At 52.6% G+C, this 16,346-nt stretch carries 12 protein-coding genes, 2 tRNA genes and 3 rRNA genes; 7 read left to right on the top strand and 10 right to left on the bottom strand.

Annotation, left to right across the window (positions count from 1 at the left end):
• Positions 1–70: 70 nt before the first annotated feature.
• Positions 71–583 (bottom strand): hypothetical protein, encoded by a 513-nt coding sequence (locus J4377_RS02025; protein ID WP_253486462.1) that lies wholly within the window; start codon positions 581–583, stop codon positions 71–73.
• A 48-nt stretch (positions 584–631) separates the two neighbouring features.
• Entirely contained in the window at positions 632–1,126 is a 495-nt protein-coding gene (locus J4377_RS02020; protein ID WP_038480797.1) for a tetratricopeptide repeat protein, read from the bottom strand.
• A gap of 251 nt (positions 1,127–1,377) precedes the next feature.
• On the opposite strand from J4377_RS02020, the gene J4377_RS02015 reads away from it, so the two are divergent.
• On the top strand, positions 1,378–2,409 hold the full coding sequence (locus tag J4377_RS02015) for an NADP(H)-dependent aldo-keto reductase (RefSeq protein ID WP_120385861.1): 1,032 nt from the start codon (positions 1,378–1,380) through the stop codon (positions 2,407–2,409).
• 104 nt (positions 2,410–2,513) lie between these two features.
• Positions 2,514–3,296 carry a peroxide stress protein YaaA gene (gene yaaA, locus J4377_RS02010; RefSeq protein WP_198350097.1) on the top strand — a complete coding sequence of 261 codons (783 nt, stop codon included), beginning with the start codon at positions 2,514–2,516 and terminating at the stop codon, positions 3,294–3,296.
• A gap of 9 nt (positions 3,297–3,305) precedes the next feature.
• Here yaaA and J4377_RS02005 read toward each other — a convergent pair whose 3' ends face one another.
• Complete coding sequence (locus J4377_RS02005) at positions 3,306–3,881, bottom strand: isochorismatase family protein (protein ID WP_120385862.1); 576 nt, start codon at positions 3,879–3,881, stop codon at positions 3,306–3,308.
• Between the two features lie 144 nt (positions 3,882–4,025).
• Here J4377_RS02005 and J4377_RS02000 point away from each other — a divergent pair, with 144 nt between their 5' ends.
• Positions 4,026–4,871, top strand: a complete 846-nt coding sequence (locus J4377_RS02000) for a Tim44 domain-containing protein (RefSeq protein ID WP_253486460.1) — start codon at positions 4,026–4,028, stop codon at positions 4,869–4,871.
• A 114-nt stretch (positions 4,872–4,985) separates the two neighbouring features.
• Here the strand turns inward: J4377_RS02000 and J4377_RS01995 are convergent, their stop codons facing one another.
• The 7 genes from J4377_RS01995 to tyrS form a co-directional block, all read right to left on the bottom strand.
• Complete coding sequence (locus tag J4377_RS01995) at positions 4,986–5,174, bottom strand: hypothetical protein (RefSeq protein WP_120385864.1); 189 nt, start codon at positions 5,172–5,174, stop codon at positions 4,986–4,988.
• A gap of 444 nt (positions 5,175–5,618) precedes the next feature.
• A 5S ribosomal RNA gene (rrf, locus tag J4377_RS01990) occupies positions 5,619–5,734 on the bottom strand.
• A 128-nt stretch (positions 5,735–5,862) separates the two neighbouring features.
• A 23S ribosomal RNA gene (locus J4377_RS01985) occupies positions 5,863–8,755 on the bottom strand.
• A 227-nt stretch (positions 8,756–8,982) separates the two neighbouring features.
• Positions 8,983–9,058, bottom strand: a tRNA-Ala gene (locus J4377_RS01980).
• Between the two features lie 110 nt (positions 9,059–9,168).
• Positions 9,169–9,245: transfer RNA gene (locus J4377_RS01975), tRNA-Ile, on the bottom strand.
• A gap of 87 nt (positions 9,246–9,332) precedes the next feature.
• A 16S ribosomal RNA gene (locus tag J4377_RS01970) occupies positions 9,333–10,867 on the bottom strand.
• The 16S, 23S and 5S rRNA genes sit together here with 2 tRNA genes alongside, the layout of an rRNA operon.
• A 575-nt stretch (positions 10,868–11,442) precedes the next feature.
• Complete coding sequence (gene tyrS, locus J4377_RS01965) at positions 11,443–12,642, bottom strand: tyrosine--tRNA ligase (RefSeq protein WP_253486458.1); 1,200 nt, start codon at positions 12,640–12,642, stop codon at positions 11,443–11,445.
• A 116-nt stretch (positions 12,643–12,758) separates the two neighbouring features.
• Here tyrS and J4377_RS01960 point away from each other — a divergent pair, with 116 nt between their 5' ends.
• The 4 genes from J4377_RS01960 to J4377_RS01940 all read left to right on the top strand — a co-directional run bounded on the left by J4377_RS01960 (position 12,759) and on the right by J4377_RS01940 (position 16,323).
• Positions 12,759–13,901, top strand: coding sequence for an anhydro-N-acetylmuramic acid kinase (locus tag J4377_RS01960; RefSeq protein ID WP_253486456.1), 1,143 nt, complete (start codon positions 12,759–12,761; stop codon positions 13,899–13,901).
• 177 nt (positions 13,902–14,078) lie between these two features.
• Entirely contained in the window at positions 14,079–14,795 is a 717-nt protein-coding gene (locus J4377_RS01950) for a YggS family pyridoxal phosphate-dependent enzyme (protein WP_120385866.1), read from the top strand.
• An 80-nt stretch (positions 14,796–14,875) separates the two neighbouring features.
• The gene (gene proC, locus J4377_RS01945; RefSeq protein WP_120385867.1) at positions 14,876–15,700 is read left to right on the top strand and encodes a pyrroline-5-carboxylate reductase; all 825 of its coding nucleotides are present in this window, start codon (positions 14,876–14,878) and stop codon (positions 15,698–15,700) included.
• A 29-nt stretch (positions 15,701–15,729) separates the two neighbouring features.
• Complete coding sequence (locus J4377_RS01940) at positions 15,730–16,323, top strand: YggT family protein (protein WP_038480769.1); 594 nt, start codon at positions 15,730–15,732, stop codon at positions 16,321–16,323.
• The last annotated feature ends 23 nt before the right edge of the window (positions 16,324–16,346 follow it).

Below are 16,346 nucleotides of genomic sequence, written 5' to 3'. Positions count from 1 at the left end.
AGTAAAGGCAAGAACTTAAGGGCAGCGTTTAAAACCAATACTTAAGACCCGTCTAAGAACACTCCCAGCATCAGCGCTTAGTGCCTTCAGTTAGCATAAAGGTACGCTGATAAGTGAGTTGTAACAGACGAGCATCTTCACCCGCGCGATGACGGTGTATACCACGTTCAGCGATGACAGCTTCCTTTGTGTTACTCCACAGTGCTTGCTGCTCTTCGCTGAGCAAAATCCGTAATGCTTCTAAACGAAAGCGCGGCAGCATTCCCGCATGGTGAAACAGCAGCGACAACCAGGTGTTATCGTATCCCCAACTATCACTATAGGCTTTGCCTATCTCACGCAGTTCGTCGTTTAACCACTGTGCCACTTGGCGCACAGGGTAGCCTTCTCGCTGTAAGCGATCTCGGGAAATTCCGTGCAAAAGTTCAGCTTTAGAGTCCCAATGCGTCCACTCTTCCAACGGTTGAATGAGAAACGCGCAGCAGCTACCGTCGGCACGAGCAATGCCAACTTCAATAGGATAGCTGCCGCGCCCAAATCCTGACGCTTCAATATCTAGCACTGTCGGTAGCGTCTCGGACACTGATTTCCTCATTCACTGATCTCAGCGGCCAAACCACTGACTTATCTTCTAGGCTGCCGCCATTTCCGTCGTTGACTGACGATCAGCCAAGCGTTGCCAGTAGGCCGCTTGCTCGCCGTCTACAGCCAAGCCTAGCTCACCTAACCGATAGGCGCGCGCTAGTCGCTCTGCAGCCAAATAATGGCCTGATTGGGCAGCTCGGGCATACCATGTCACCGCGTAATCCTCGCGCCGCGGATACTGAACACAGCCATGCTCATGAATTTGCGCTGCTTGATACTGTGATCTTATATCGCCAGCCTGAGCCGCTTCTAACACATAACGCGCGCCACGCGCCTTATCCTGCGGTGACAGGCTGCGATGAAACAGCATGTGACCGTAGATCGACTGCGCGTCCGGATGCCCCGCTTCTGCACAGCGTTTAAACAAGCGCATCGTCAAACGTTGGGTGCGCGGCGAACGCGGCAATAACCAGCGAGTATGAAACAGCTGTTCGGCTAGGCGAAACTCTAACCGGGTAAACAAAGTTGATGCCTGCGGCATGGCAAACCACCCTGCCTATCTGTTGAGATCTTCGGCTAGCCATCGTTCCTGCGATTTGACCGCTAACCATACGATTAACCAGCGCTAGGCTGGTCGATGGGCTGGCAAGCATACGCCTGCCTTTGCGCTTACTCAACCCTATTGATTTGCTGCTTTTGTAGCGCCTCGCTAACATGCCTCTCACGCGCCGTTATTAGCGGCGTTCATCACCGAATATCCTGAGGCAATTTCGCTTCATTGAGGAGACGATAATGCAAACGCGCCCACTGGGTAGAACCGGGATGGAGGTCAGCCGACTTTGTTTAGGCACCATGACCTTCGGCGAACAAAATAGTGAAGCAGAAGCCCACGAGCAGCTTGATCGCGCAGTCGCTTTTGGCATCAACTTTATTGACACCGCTGAAATGTATCCGGTTCCACCAAAGGCTGAAACGCAAGGGCTTACAGAGTCTTATATTGGCAGTTGGCTAAAAGCCCGTAGTGCCAGAGACGATGTCATTATTGCCACCAAAGCCGCAGGCCCTGGCTTAGACCATATTCGTGGTGGTCCAAGAATGACTCGCGACCATCTACATCAGGCTGTTGAAACCAGCCTTGCACGGCTCAACACTGACTATATCGATCTCTATCAATTGCACTGGCCAGACCGCAAAACCAACTTTTTTGGCCAACTGGGTTATGCCCATGAAGAGCAAGAAGACGCAACGCCGCTAGAAGAAACACTCTCAGCACTAAAAGAACTTGTTGATGCCGGAAAAATACGCGCCATAGGCCTTTCTAATGAAACGCCGTGGGGAGTCATGCGTATGCTGCAGTTATCAGAGCAGTTGGGGCTGCCTAGGGTCGCGTCTATTCAAAATCCCTATAACTTGCTTAACCGTACGTTTGAAGTCGGTCTCGCCGAGATCGCCCACCGTGAAGATGTGGGCTTGCTCGCTTACTCGCCACTGGGCTTTGGTGTGCTGTCAGGTAAGTATCTTGATGGTGCGCAGCCACCGAAAGGGCGCTTGACGCTCTATGAGCGGTTTAAACGCTATACCTCGCCAGAAGCAGAAGCTGCAACACAGGCGTACGTTCAACTGGCCAGAGAGCATGACTTGGATCCCGCCCAAATGGCACTGGCATTTGTGAACTCTCGTCGTTTCCTGACCAGCAATATTATTGGCGCCACCACGATGGATCAGCTTGAAAGCAACCTCGACAGCGAGAGCCTTAAGCTGGATGAAGAAGTACTCACTGCGATCGACGACATCCATCGTCGGATGCCTAACCCCTGCCCCTAATCACGTTTTCACTATCAAACCGATAGCCTCGGCCATCGCCGAGGCTTGGTATAATCGCATCAGTTACTTCTTCCTCTTTTCTGTCACGGCATAAGGAGCACGCCATGCTGAGCGTTATTTCCCCCGCCAAAACGCTAGACTTTGAAACACCCTCAACAACCGATAAAGTCACTCAGCCCGACTTTCTCGACCATAGCAAACCGTTAATTGAGATTCTGCGCGATTATTCACCACAACAACTCAGCGATCTAATGGGCATCAGCGATAAATTGGCGGGCCTTAACGCTGCCCGCTTCGCTGACTGGCAACCGCCGTTCACCTTGGATAATGCCAAGCCAGCAGTTCAGGCCTTTCAAGGAGATGTCTATACAGGGTTGGAAGCCAGCACCTTTAGCGATGACGACAACCTGTTTGCCCAGCACCATCTGCGTATTCTATCCGGGCTATACGGCTTGCTGCGTCCGCTGGACCTGATCCAGGCCTACCGGCTGGAGATGGGCACCAAACTGCCCAATGACGCTGGCAAGGACCTTTACGCCTATTGGAAACCAACGTTAACGCAAGCACTTAATAGCGCCATTGAAGAAAGTGGCTCAAACGTGCTGGTCAACCTTGCATCTAACGAATACTTCAAGGCGATCGATACGAAGAAGCTAGACGCTCGGGTCATCACCCCCGTTTTCAAAGACGAGAAAAACGGCTCTTTCAAAATCATTAGTTTTTATGCAAAAAAAGCCCGCGGCTTGATGAGCGCATGGATTATCCAACAACAAATCAACGATCCCGAGCAACTCACTGCTTTTGACGTGGCTGGGTATCGGTTTGATCCTGCGGCCTCTCAAGGAGACACATTAGTGTTCACCCGTAACGAAAGTGCTCGTCCATGAACGCGCTCATTAGAAAAAAGTCACAGCGCGCGGCGAGCGCGGCTTTAAAAAGCGTTGGTGGACATCTTTGAACAGTGGCGTATCACAGCGATATAGCCATTCATAGGCAACCATGTCTGCTGTCACCGCCACCGCTCCGTTAGCACAAGCGCGCTCCCGAGCAAGGCGGGCCTCATCACTGCGACGGCTCGCCGTCGCTTCGCTCAGCCAAAACACTTGATACCCCGCTTCCAACAAACCAAGCGCACTTTGCAAAACGCAGATATGAGCTTCTGTGCCGCAAATGATCACTTGCTTGGGCCCCTGTTCTGCAAGCGCTTCAGCAAACGCTGTCTCTTCCATTGCGCTGAAATGATGCTTTTGCCAAATGCGATGATCGCCTAGTGCATTTAATAACGCAGGGGCAGTACCACCGAGCCTCTCTGGATACTGTTCAGTTAGCCAAACAGGTACTTTTACTGCATTAGCAACACCAGCCAGCCAGGTAGCTTCTTCAATCGCTGATTCGCCTCCATCAATCACGGGCAAAAGTCCCGCTTGAAAGTCGACAATTAGTAACAAACTTTGAGCTTGATGTAAGCGCACGTTTTCACCCTCTTTTTGTCGTTATACACAACAACACCTTAACCCGTTTCCCCACTTACACGGTAAACTTGTCACTGATTATTTCCTACACGCCTCTCTCGAGGTGGATAACCTTAATTCCTGCATCTCTCATGGAGAATCAGAATGTTACGACAGTTTTTTGCCATGTTCCTGGTCAGCGTCATGGGCATAAGTGCCGCTGTTGACTATGCCGAAGCACGACGCTTAGGCGGTGGTAGCAGTATGGGTAGTGTTTCTCGCTCGGCGGATAAGCCCGCCAGCACTCCGGCACAACAACAAGCTCAAAGCACTCAGCAACAAGGCCAAGCTACTGCCGCTCGTCGTGGTGGTATGGGCGGCATGGTGGGAGGCCTGCTGGCCGGAGGTTTACTAGCAGCGCTTTTCTTTGGCGGCGCCTTTGATGAGCTGCGCCTTATGGACATATTGCTAATGGCTGGAATTGTTGCCTTAGCAACCTTCGCTTTCCGTGCCTTTATGCGACAACGACGCCCAGCATCGGCCACGGTGGCAGGCTATCAGCGTGAACGCCAGGAGACTCAGCACACACCGAGCAGCTTCACCGCAGCACCTGGCAGTTTGGCGAGCAGCTTACAGAGCACGCCGGCTTGGTTCGATAAAGAGCGCTTTTTGGGCGGTGCTAAAGAGCACTTTATGACGTTACAACGAGCCTGGGACAATAATGACCTGCCCCAGATTCAAGAGTATGTAACGCCAGAATTTTACAACTTGCTACGTAAAGAGCGTGCCGAGCAGCCTGCCAATAATCGTACCGAGGTGGTACGCCTGTTTGCTGAACTAGGCGATATCAATGAGTACGATGGCTATGCCGAAGCCAGCGTTATTTTCCACGGTATTTTGGAAGAGAACGGCGAGCAAACCGAGTTCAACGAAACATGGCACCTGACTCGCAGTCTGCGCGATCAAGCGCCCTGGTACCTACAGGGTATTGAGCAAAACCCAGGCTCATAGCCATTAAAGACAACAAGCGCAGTACGCATAACTGCCTTAGAACGCAAAACAGCCGCTAAGAAGCGGCTGTTTTTGTATCGGTAGCGTATCGGTACACGGCGAAGAGGCGCTCGCTTACTCCTCAGCAGACTCTTCAATATTCTCGCCCATCTCTTCTAGGCTTTCGCCCGCATCTTCCATACTCTCATCAATATTTTCACCTGCTTCTTCAGCAGGGCCCTGATTATCACAGGCAGCCAGACCGCCCATCATCATGGCCATCAGTAGCGCAACCGCAAGCTTCTTCATCAACGGGGTACTCATATCGCTTCTCCTCCTGAGATGCTACTTGAATGATAGGTACCCGCTCATACTAGTTGCTGGGCAGTACTTCCGCCACCACGGACCAGTAACTCCCTGTTATTTAATTTATTAAAACGGTTGCTTTAAGGAAGTTCTATGCACTTCTCCGCGCAGCCCTCGTCATTCCCGCAGGCCCTTAGCGGAAATCCATGTTGGCTGAAGTTTCGGTCCGCTGCAGGCCAAGGTCAAGGTGGATTCCCGATAACCTCACTCGGGAATGACGGTGCAGTGACTTGGGAACGTCCCTAATTGATTTTCTTCCGCGCAAACAAAAAACCCAGCCGGTTGGCTGGGTTTCTTGTTGAATAAGTGCCTGACGATGATCCGGGCGGCGCTCCGCTACTCTCCAGGGGAGACCCCTAAAAAGCAAAACCCCGACCAAATGGCCGGGGTTTCTCAATAAGTGCCTGACGATGACCTACTCTCGCATGGGGAGACCCCACACTACCATCGGCGCTAAGCGGTTTCACTTCTGAGTTCGGCATGGGATCAGGTGGTTCACGCGTGCTATGGTCGTCAGGCGTAACTTTTAATGCATATCATGCTGAACATGTCACTGATGTTTTGTGTCGTCTCTCGTCTCCTGTTACTGACAGGAAGCGCGTATCCGGTTTTCATTATCACTACGACCAGACCCCTTGGGTGTTATAGGGTCAAGCCTCACGGGCCATTAGTACACGTTAGCTCAACGCCTTGCAGCGCTTCCACACCGTGCCTATCAACCAGCTGGTCTCGCTGGGCCCTTCAGGAGGCTCTAGGCCTCAGGGATGTCTCATCTTGAAGGGGGCTTCCCGCTTAGATGCTTTCAGCGGTTATCCCGTCCGCACATAGCTACCCGGCAATGCCACTGGCGTGACAACCGGAACACCAGAGGTGCGTCCACTCCGGTCCTCTCGTACTAGGAGCAGCCCTTCTCAAACATCCAACGCCCACGGCAGATAGGGACCGAACTGTCTCACGACGTTCTAAACCCAGCTCGCGTACCACTTTAAATGGCGAACAGCCATACCCTTGGGACCGACTTCAGCCCCAGGATGTGATGAGCCGACATCGAGGTGCCAAACACCGCCGTCGATGTGAACTCTTGGGCGGTATCAGCCTGTTATCCCCGGAGTACCTTTTATCCGTTGAGCGATGGCCCTTCCATACAGAACCACCGGATCACTAGAACCTGCTTTCGCACCTGCTCGACGTGTCTGTCTCGCAGTCAAGCACCCTTATGCTCTTGCACTCACTGCACGATGTCCGACCGTGCTGAGGGTACCTTCGTGCTCCTCCGTTACTCTTTGGGAGGAGACCGCCCCAGTCAAACTACCCACCACACACTGTCCTCGATCCGGATAACGGACCTGAGTGAGAACGCCAATGATGCCAGGCTGGTATTTCAAGGTTGGCTCCCCTCGAACTGGCGTCCGAGATTCAAAGCCTCCCAGCTATCCTACACAGGCAACATCAGCGTCCAGTGTGAAGCTATAGTAAAGGTTCACGGGGTCTTTCCGTCTAGCCGCGGGTACACCGCATCTTCACGGCGATTTCAATTTCACTGAGTCTCGGGTGGAGACAGCGTGGCCATCATTACGCCATTCGTGCAGGTCGGAACTTACCCGACAAGGAATTTCGCTACCTTAGGACCGTTATAGTTACGGCCGCCGTTTACCGGGGCTTCAATCAAGAGCTTCGGACGAATCCTAACACCATCATTTAACCTTCCGGCACCGGGCAGGCGTCACACCCTATACGTCCGCTTGCGCGTTAGCAGAGTGCTGTGTTTTTACTAAACAGTTGCAGCCACCTGGTATCTTCGACCGGTTCGGGCTTAGAGAGCAAGTCTCGTCACCCTATGCCGGCGTGCCTTCTCCCGAAGTTACGGCACCATTTTGCCTAGTTCCTTCACCCGAGTTCTCTCAAGCGCCTTGGGATTCTCACCCTGACCACCTGTGTCGGTTTGGGGTACGGTCGCACATGATCTGAAGCTTAGAGGCTTTTCCTGGAAGCGTGGCATCAATGACTTCCTGACCGTAGTCAGTTCGTTTCGTGTCTCGGCCTTAAGGCATCCCGGATTTACCTAAGATACCAGCCTACTCACTTTCACCAGGACAACCAACGCCTGGCTCACCTAGCCTTCTCCGTCCCCCCATCGCAATCATGTCCGGTACAGGAATATTGACCTGTTTCCCATCGACTACGCCTTTCGGCCTCGCCTTAGGGGCCGACTCACTCTGCTCCGATTAGCGTCGAACAGAAACCCTTGGTCTTCCGGCGAGGGAGTTTTTCACTCCCTTTATCGTTACTCATGTCAGCATTCGCACTCGTGATACCTCCAGCGAACTTCTCAATTCACCTTCATCAGCTTACACGACGCTCCTCTACCGCTCACACATAGTGTGAACCCGTAGCTTCGGTACCTGGTTTAGCCCCGTTACATCTTCCGCGCAGGCCGACTCGACTAGTGAGCTATTACGCTTTCTTTAAAGGATGGCTGCTTCTAAGCCAACCTCCTAGCTGTCTGAGCCTTCCCACATCGTTTCCCACTTAACCAGGATTTCGGGACCTTAGCTGACGGTCTGGGTTGTTTCCCTTTTCACGACGGACGTTAGCACCCGCCGTGTGTCTCCCACGCTTGCACTCACCGGTATTCGGAGTTTGCCTCGGGTTGGTAAGTCGGGATGACCCCCTAGCCGAAACAGTGCTCTACCCCCGGCGGTGATACGTGAGGCGCTACCTAAATAGCTTTCGAGGAGAACCAGCTATCTCCGAGCTTGATTAGCCTTTCACTCCGATCCACAAGTCATCCAAATCTTTTTCAACAGATCCTGGTTCGGGCCTCCAGTTGATGTTACTCAACCTTCACCCTGCTCATGGATAGATCGCTCGGTTTCGGGTCTATATCCAGCGACTGTGTCGCCCAGTTAAGACTCGGTTTCCCTACGGCTCCCCTAAACGGTTAACCTCGCCACTGAATATAAGTCGCTGACCCATTATACAAAAGGTACGCAGTCACAGAACAAGTCTGCTCCTACTGCTTGTACGCACACGGTTTCAGGATCTATTTCACTCCCCTCTCCGGGGTTCTTTTCGCCTTTCCCTCACGGTACTGGTTCACTATCGGTCAGCCAGGAGTATTTAGCCTTGGAGGATGGTCCCCCCGTCTTCAGTCAAGGTTTCTCGTGCCCCGACCTACTCGATTTCACATGATCAGATTTTCGACTACGGGGCTATCACCCACTATGGCCGCGCTTCCCAGCGCATTCGCCTAATCAGTCACATGCTTAAGGGCTGGTCCCCGTTCGCTCGCCGCTACTAGGGGAATCTCGGTTGATTTCTTTTCCTCAGGGTACTTAGATGTTTCAGTTCCCCTGGTTCGCCTCTTACGCCTATATATTCAGCGCAAGATACTCATCTTATGATGAGTGGGTTTCCCCATTCAGAGATGCCCGGGTCACAGGTTGTTTGCCACCTCGCCGAGCCTTATCGCAGGCTTCCACGTCTTTCATCGCCTCTGGCTGCCTAGGCATCCACCGTGTGCGCTTCATTGCTTGACCCTATAACCCGAAGGAGTCTGGTATCTCGCAATGATAACGATTGCCGGATACGCTTGAGACGTATCACAAAACAATTACGTATAAACGTTTTAAAACGTTTATGTCAGCATGATATACATTGTTAAAGAGCGACTGTTCGATGAACAGTGATAAGGCAACGCAATTTCGGCGTTTGTCTTATCAATGGTCACAAAATATCAACAAACGGTTAGTAAAATACAACATAATGGTGGAGCCAAGCGGGATCGAACCGCTGACCTCCTGCGTGCAAGGCAGGCGCTCTCCCAGCTGAGCTATGGCCCCATTTTTTTGCCGACCTAACCTCTTGCCATTAATTTCTGTGAGACAAGGCAAAATGCAACGACGTATAGCCTGCTATACGAGGAGTATTTTAACGCAGTATCACAGGAATTTGGTGGGTCTGGGCAGACTTGAACTGCCGACCTCACCCTTATCAGGGGTGCGCTCTAACCAACTGAGCTACAGACCCAAGAGGGGATCGTGCTTAAACCGTTTGCTCTATTATCTGATCAGGTAATTCATTGTGAGCGCTTACCGCGAGGGATGATGCATCGTTTAAGGAGGTGATCCAGCCGCAGGTTCCCCTACGGCTACCTTGTTACGACTTCACCCCAGTCATGAACCACACCGTGGTGATCGCTTTCCCGAAGGTTAAGCTAACCACTTCTGGTGCAGTCCACTCCCATGGTGTGACGGGCGGTGTGTACAAGGCCCGGGAACGTATTCACCGTGACATTCTGATTCACGATTACTAGCGATTCCGACTTCACGGAGTCGAGTTGCAGACTCCGATCCGGACTGAGACCGGCTTTTCGGGATTAGCTGACTCTCGCGAGCTCGCAACCCTTTGTACCGGCCATTGTAGCACGTGTGTAGCCCTACTCGTAAGGGCCATGATGACTTGACGTCGTCCCCACCTTCCTCCGGTTTGTCACCGGCAGTCTCCTTAGAGTTCCCGGCATTACCCGCTGGCAAATAAGGACAAGGGTTGCGCTCGTTACGGGACTTAACCCAACATTTCACAACACGAGCTGACGACAGCCATGCAGCACCTGTCTCTGCGTTCCCGAAGGCACCAAGTGATCTCTCACAAGTTCGCAGGATGTCAAGAGTAGGTAAGGTTCTTCGCGTTGCATCGAATTAAACCACATGCTCCACCGCTTGTGCGGGCCCCCGTCAATTCATTTGAGTTTTAACCTTGCGGCCGTACTCCCCAGGCGGTCGACTTATCGCGTTAACTTCGCCACAAAGTGCGCTAGGCACCCAACGGCTGGTCGACATCGTTTACGGCGTGGACTACCAGGGTATCTAATCCTGTTTGCTACCCACGCTTTCGCACCTCAGTGTCAGTGTCAGTCCAGAAGGCCGCCTTCGCCACTGGTATTCCTCCCGATCTCTACGCATTTCACCGCTACACCGGGAATTCTACCTTCCTCTCCTGCACTCTAGCTTGACAGTTCCGGATGCCGTTCCCAGGTTGAGCCCGGGGCTTTCACAACCGGCTTATCAAGCCACCTACGCGCGCTTTACGCCCAGTAATTCCGATTAACGCTTGCACCCTCCGTATTACCGCGGCTGCTGGCACGGAGTTAGCCGGTGCTTCTTCTGCGAGTGATGTCTTTCCTAATGGGTATTAACCACTAGGCGTTCTTCCTCGCTGAAAGTGCTTTACAACCCGAGGGCCTTCTTCACACACGCGGCATGGCTGGATCAGGCTTTCGCCCATTGTCCAATATTCCCCACTGCTGCCTCCCGTAGGAGTTCGGGCCGTGTCTCAGTCCCGATGTGGCTGATCATCCTCTCAGACCAGCTACGGATCGTTGCCTTGGTGAGCCATTACCTCACCAACTAGCTAATCCGACATAGGCTCATCCAATAGCGGGAGCCGGAGCCCCCTTTCTCCCGTAGGACGTATGCGGTATTAGCCTGGGTTTCCCCAGGTTATCCCCCACTATCGGGCAGATTCCTATGCATTACTCACCCGTCCGCCGCTCGTCAGCGGGTAGCAAGCTACCCCTGTTACCGCTCGACTTGCATGTGTTAGGCCTGCCGCCAGCGTTCAATCTGAGCCATGATCAAACTCTTCAGTTTAAAATCATTGTGATGCTTACTCGTCACTCGAAAACGTGATGTTTACGAACAACAAAAGCGCATCAAACTTGGCTCAAGGTTCAAACGAATTCATTCAACTATTGTTTAAAAACTTACGTTTAAAAACTGTCGTTCTCATGACCGCTTGCCTTGATATTTGGTGATTTATCACCCTCATCGGCAAGCGCCCACATGAATTACCTGATCAAATTGTTAAAGAGCTGTTTTCGCTGCTGAACTTCCGAAGAAGTAACTGGCTAGCCGATGAACTGGCTCGCCTCAGCGAGGAAGGCGTATTCTACGCATTTCCTGGTGTTTGTCAATCACTGTTTTGAGTGAGTGAAGCGAGTGAGCGAAGAAAGCGAAATAACGATGCTTTCTGGCGTGGCTCGTTTCAAAAAGCGTTGGAAGACATCGCAGCGTATTACTGCTGAGTTCTTCTAACTCTCTGACAAACCGAAGGTTTTCACCTTCATTCACCGCTGACAACGCTGTGCGTCCCCGGCAGCGGATGCGTACTTTACGGATTCGCTGCCGTCTTGGCAAGTGGTTTTTTGAGAAAGTTATCGAAAAAGTTAGGTAAGCGTCACACGAGCATAACGTTTCTTACCTGCCTGGATAACGTAGGTGCTACCCGTAGCCAGCATCGTGTCTTGGGCAACAACATCCCCATCGACTTTCACACTACCGTTTTTCAACATGTCTTTGGCTTGCGCACTGTTCTTGGTGAGACCAGAGCGATTGAGTACTGCCGCGATAGGTGCCTGCTCATTACCTTCGAAATCTACTTCTACTTCAGGTAGGTCTTCCGGCAACTCACCTTCCGCTAGCTGATTCCCCGCCGACTTGTGTGCATTAGCGGCAGCTTCATCTCCGTGGTAACGGGCAATAAGCTCACGGGCTAGCTCCATTTTCACGTCACGCGGATTAGCCCCCGCCTCAACGTTCTGCTTGAGCGCATCAATCTCTTCGTTGGATTTCAAAGAGAGCAGCTCAAAGTAACGCCACATTAAGCTATCGGGCATAGACACTAGCTTATTGAACATAGAGCCCGGCGCTTCATCGACACCAACATAGTTACCCAACGACTTGGACATTTTCTGCACGCCGTCCAGACCTTCGAGCAGTGGCATGGTGATCACGACCTGAGGCTCTTGGCCGAAGTGCTTTTGAATTTCGCGGCCCATTAGCAGGTTAAATTTCTGATCGGTCCCTCCTAACTCAACATCTGCCTCGAGCGCTACTGAGTCGTAGCCTTGGACGAGCGGGTAGAGAAACTCGTGGATCGCGATAGATTGGTTAGCTTTATAACGCTTTTCAAAATCATCACGCTCAAGCATCCGTGCGACCGTGCTTTGCGCTGCCAACTCAATCATTTTAGCGGCGCTTAACTCACCAAACCATTCGGCATTAAAGCGCACCTCAGTCTTTTCGGGATCGAGGATTTTAAATACCTGCTCTTTATAGGTTTCGGCATTGGCTTTTACATCGGCCTCGGTGAGCGGTTTACGAGTAATGTTTTTGCCAGTGGGATCACCGATACGACCTGTGAAGTCCCCGATCAGGAAAATAACGGTGTGCCCGAGATCCTGGAACTGGCGCATTTTCGTCAGCAGCACACTATGCCCAAGGTGCAAATCAGGTGCTGTCGGGTCAAACCCTGCTTTAATACGCAGCTTACGGCCAGACGCCAGCTTCTTCTTCAGCTCATCCTCTACCAGGATTTCATGCGTGCCTCGCGACAGTAGCGCTAACGCCTGATCCACCTCACTCATTGCCTCTCTCTCCATGTAATATGTGCCATATAGGCGTCAGATATCGAATAACCGGCGATGTTACCATGCCCTATCGCCTTGGTTGAGCCTTCACTACGTTTTGGATGAGCCGCTTTATGAAAACGCCCCACCCTACCTTACCGTCGTATTATATTGGCTTAATGTCGGGCACCAGCCTGGACGGCATCGATGCGGCGTTGGTCGCTATAACGCCGCACTCGCCACCTGAGCTCATTGCTACGCATGCGTCGCCAATGCCCCAGTCGCTTCATAACCTACTGCTCAACCTGTGTCATGCCGAGCAAGTGAGCTTCGCAGAGCTGGCAGCGGCCGAAAACGAATTTTGCCAGCTACAAGCAAGTGCCGTGAAAACACTACTGGCTCAGCAACAGGTCTCCGCAGCGCAAATTAACGCTATTGGTAGCCATGGACAGACAATTGAGCATGCTCCCGGCGGCCACCAAGGCGGCCCTGCCTATACACTACAGCTTGATAACCCCAGCCTCTTGGCCGAATTAACCGGCTGCACGGTGGTGGCTGATTTTCGCCGACGAGACTTAGCCGCTGGTGGTCAGGCAGCGCCGCTTGCACCAGCGTTTCATCAAGCCCTTTTTGGTCGCCAGACAAGCGAGCAGCTTGTTTTAAACCTAGGAGGCTTTGCGAACCTGACGTGGCTACCCAGCGACACCAGCACTCCCGCCATTGGCTTTGATACAGGACCCGCCAATGTGCTGTTAGATGCTTGGTTCTCAAAGCATCACGACGGGCGCTTTGACCAAAATGGCACTTGGGCCTCTCGCGGACAGATCGACCAAGCGCTACTAAAACGCTTGCTAAACGAGCCTTTTTTTCATCAACCGCCGCCGCGCAGCACCGGGCGCGAACTATTCCACTTGGCCTGGTTAGAAAACAAGCTAACGGGTAACGAAACGGCTTGCGATGTGCAAACTACGTTAGCGGAACTGACCGCGATAAGCGTTGCCCAGGGTATTCAGCAATTGCCCGCGACCCACGACAGCATGACATTAATTGCCTGCGGCGGCGGAGCACATAACGCCTATTTAATGGCGAGACTCGCGTCACACTTGCCCCATGCAACATTTAAGTCTCCCGCCGACTTAGGCTGGCCCGAAGACTGGATTGAAGCAGGCGCTTTTGCTTGGCTTGCCCATCAACGTTTACACGATCTGCCCGGCAACTTACCTTCCGTCACTGGTGCCAGTGGCCCAAGAGTTCTGGGTGGCATTTACGCCTGCTGATTTACGCCAACGCTCCCCATAGTAGGTAGATTAAGTCAACGGCTAACACCATCAGCACGTATCATAGGTAGAAGCCCAGCAGAAAGGTGCCGATCAGATGCATTCTGCTTTGCCGAGAACACCAGCAGTTCGGTAATATCCATCTCTCTTTTCCCAGCAGTGGTAAGGTGCTTGAGTATGACAGACATCGCGCTTCCCGAGTCACTCGCCCAGGCCCGCGAACGCCTGAGTAACGCATTAAAAAAGGCTGAACGCCCACTCGATAGCGCAACGCTGCTAGCCGTTAGTAAAACAAAGCCCGCTTCCATGATTCGCCAAGCCTGGCAGTATGGGCAGCGTGAATTCGGCGAAAACTATCTGCAAGAAGCACTGGAAAAACAAGCCGAACTGGCCGACTTAGACGATATTGTGTGGCATTTTATTGGTCCACTACAGTCCAACAAAACCCGCGCAGTGGCAGAAAGCTTCGCTTGGGTACATAGCGTTGACCGCTTAAAAATAGCCAAACGGCTTAGCGAACAACGTCCGGAACACTTACCACCACTCAACATTTGTTTGCAGGTCAATATTAGCCACGAGGCTTCTAAGTCGGGCGTCATGCCCGATGAGGTAATGGCACTTGCGAAAGAAGTGGCCGCCCTGCCACGGCTGTGTCTACGTGGACTCATGGCGATTCCGGCCCCAGCTAACAGCCTTGCAGAACAGCGGGCGCCGCTTGCGGCCTTGCGACAACTACTGGAAACCCTTCAGGCAGCGCTACCGGATGCCCCACTGGATACGTTATCGATGGGGATGAGCGACGATTTAGAAGCCGCTGTTTTAGAGGGCGCAACGCTGGTACGTTTAGGAACAGCGATTTTTGGCGCACGCACCACTCAACACGCTACTCAATAACACTGCTAATTGAAGAGCGTAAAGACGACTGACAGCCCATGCTGCCCGATGCAGCTTTTTTACCCAATAAGGATACCCACATGGCGAGCAAGATTACCTTCATTGGCGCAGGCAATATGGCCAGCGCCATTATCGGCGGCCTCATCGATAGTGGTGTGTCTCCTAGCGACATCACTGCCACCGCACCTAATGAAAGCGAGCTAACGCCTTTAGCAGCACGCTTAGGAATTAACACAAACACCGATAATAACGCCGCCGTCGAAGACGCCGACGTGGTCGTACTCGCGGTAAAACCCCAGATTATGCGCAGCGTATGTGAAGCGATGCGGGATAACGTACAACAGCAATCACCGCTGATTATTTCTATCGCGGCAGGCCTCGATGCAGCCACAATTGATCAATGGCTAGGCGGTAATAATGCGCTGGTTCGTTGCATGCCCAACACTCCTTCATTGGTCGGCATCGGCGCCAGCGGCTTATATGCCAATAGCGCGGTGAGTGAGGAGCAACGCACGCTAGCAACACAGCTTATGGAAGCGGTTGGCATTGTGGAGTGGGTTGCAGAAGAGAGCCTGCTTGATGCGGTAACCGCGGTATCCGGCAGTGCGCCAGCTTATTTCTTTCTGATGTTTGAAGCGATGGAAGAAGCCGCTGTCAAACTTGGCTTGCCTGCCGCCACAGCGCGACGCTTGGCTATTCAAACGGCACTGGGCGCCGCCACTATGGCCCAGCGCAGTGACAAAGACCCGGCCACACTCAAACAAAATGTTATGTCGCCAGGCGGCACGACAGAACGTGCTATTCAGCACATGGAAGATGCGCAACTACGCGCCACCATCGCCGACGCCATGCAGGCCTGTGCCCAGCGCGCAGAAGCAATGTCCAAGGAACTTAGCGCCAACTAAATACGCAACTTTGCAATGGAGAGGCAGCAATGGGTAGTCAAGTGGGCAGTGCCGGGTTAATGCTTGTTAACTCGTTAATCAATATTTATTTATTCTTACTGATGCTGCGCTTTTTGCTGCAGGCATCGCGGGCGGATTATTACAACCCGCTTAGCCAATCAGTGGTTAAAATTACCCAGCCTGTTGTAGGGCTATTTCAGGGTTTCTTAGGTCCCGTCGCTGGGCGCTTTGACCTTGCCACGCTGGCCGCGGGCTTTGTGCTGAAAGTGGTTAGCATGTTGGCCATTTTCATGGTGATTGGCGTTGGCATGCCACCTATACCAGGACTACTGATTGCGGGCATTGCGGCACTGGCTAACGCCATATTAAAGATCTATTTCTTTGCCATGATTGTGATGATTATTCTGAGCTGGGTCGCCCCAAATGCTAGCCACCCAGGCGCGCTGTTGGTGATGCAGCTAGTCGAGCCCATTATGGCTCCTGTTCGGAAAGTCATTCCGCCGCTGGGCATGATCGATTTATCACCCATCGTGGTGTTTATTGCGATTAATTTGGTGGATGGCTTAGTAGTGGGGTCCTTGATCCGCGCTGCGGGTATCTCTGGCGCACTGGTTGGGCTGTAACTGCGCAACATTCCCCAGGGCCT

This window comes from Halomonas sp. XH26 (assembly GCF_024138895.1).
Taxonomy (GTDB): Bacteria; Pseudomonadota; Gammaproteobacteria; order Pseudomonadales; family Halomonadaceae; genus Vreelandella; species Vreelandella alkaliphila.
This window is presented reverse-complemented; position numbering and strand designations above follow the sequence as displayed.

Coding starts and splice junctions, on each gene's coding strand:
- J4377_RS02020 (WP_038480797.1), bottom strand. CDS start 1,126: ATGCCGCAGGCATCAACTTTGTTTACCCGGTTAGAGTTTCGCCTAGCC.
- J4377_RS02015 (WP_120385861.1), top strand. CDS start 1,378: ATGCAAACGCGCCCACTGGGTAGAACCGGGATGGAGGTCAGCCGACTT.
- yaaA (WP_198350097.1), top strand. CDS start 2,514: ATGCTGAGCGTTATTTCCCCCGCCAAAACGCTAGACTTTGAAACACCC.
- J4377_RS02000 (WP_253486460.1), top strand. CDS start 4,026: ATGTTACGACAGTTTTTTGCCATGTTCCTGGTCAGCGTCATGGGCATA.
- J4377_RS01995 (WP_120385864.1), bottom strand. CDS start 5,174: ATGAGTACCCCGTTGATGAAGAAGCTTGCGGTTGCGCTACTGATGGCC.
- tyrS (WP_253486458.1), bottom strand. CDS start 12,642: ATGAGTGAGGTGGATCAGGCGTTAGCGCTACTGTCGCGAGGCACGCAT.
- J4377_RS01960 (WP_253486456.1), top strand. CDS start 12,759: ATGAAAACGCCCCACCCTACCTTACCGTCGTATTATATTGGCTTAATG.
- J4377_RS01950 (WP_120385866.1), top strand. CDS start 14,079: ATGACAGACATCGCGCTTCCCGAGTCACTCGCCCAGGCCCGCGAACGC.
- proC (WP_120385867.1), top strand. CDS start 14,876: ATGGCGAGCAAGATTACCTTCATTGGCGCAGGCAATATGGCCAGCGCC.
- J4377_RS01940 (WP_038480769.1), top strand. CDS start 15,730: ATGGGTAGTCAAGTGGGCAGTGCCGGGTTAATGCTTGTTAACTCGTTA.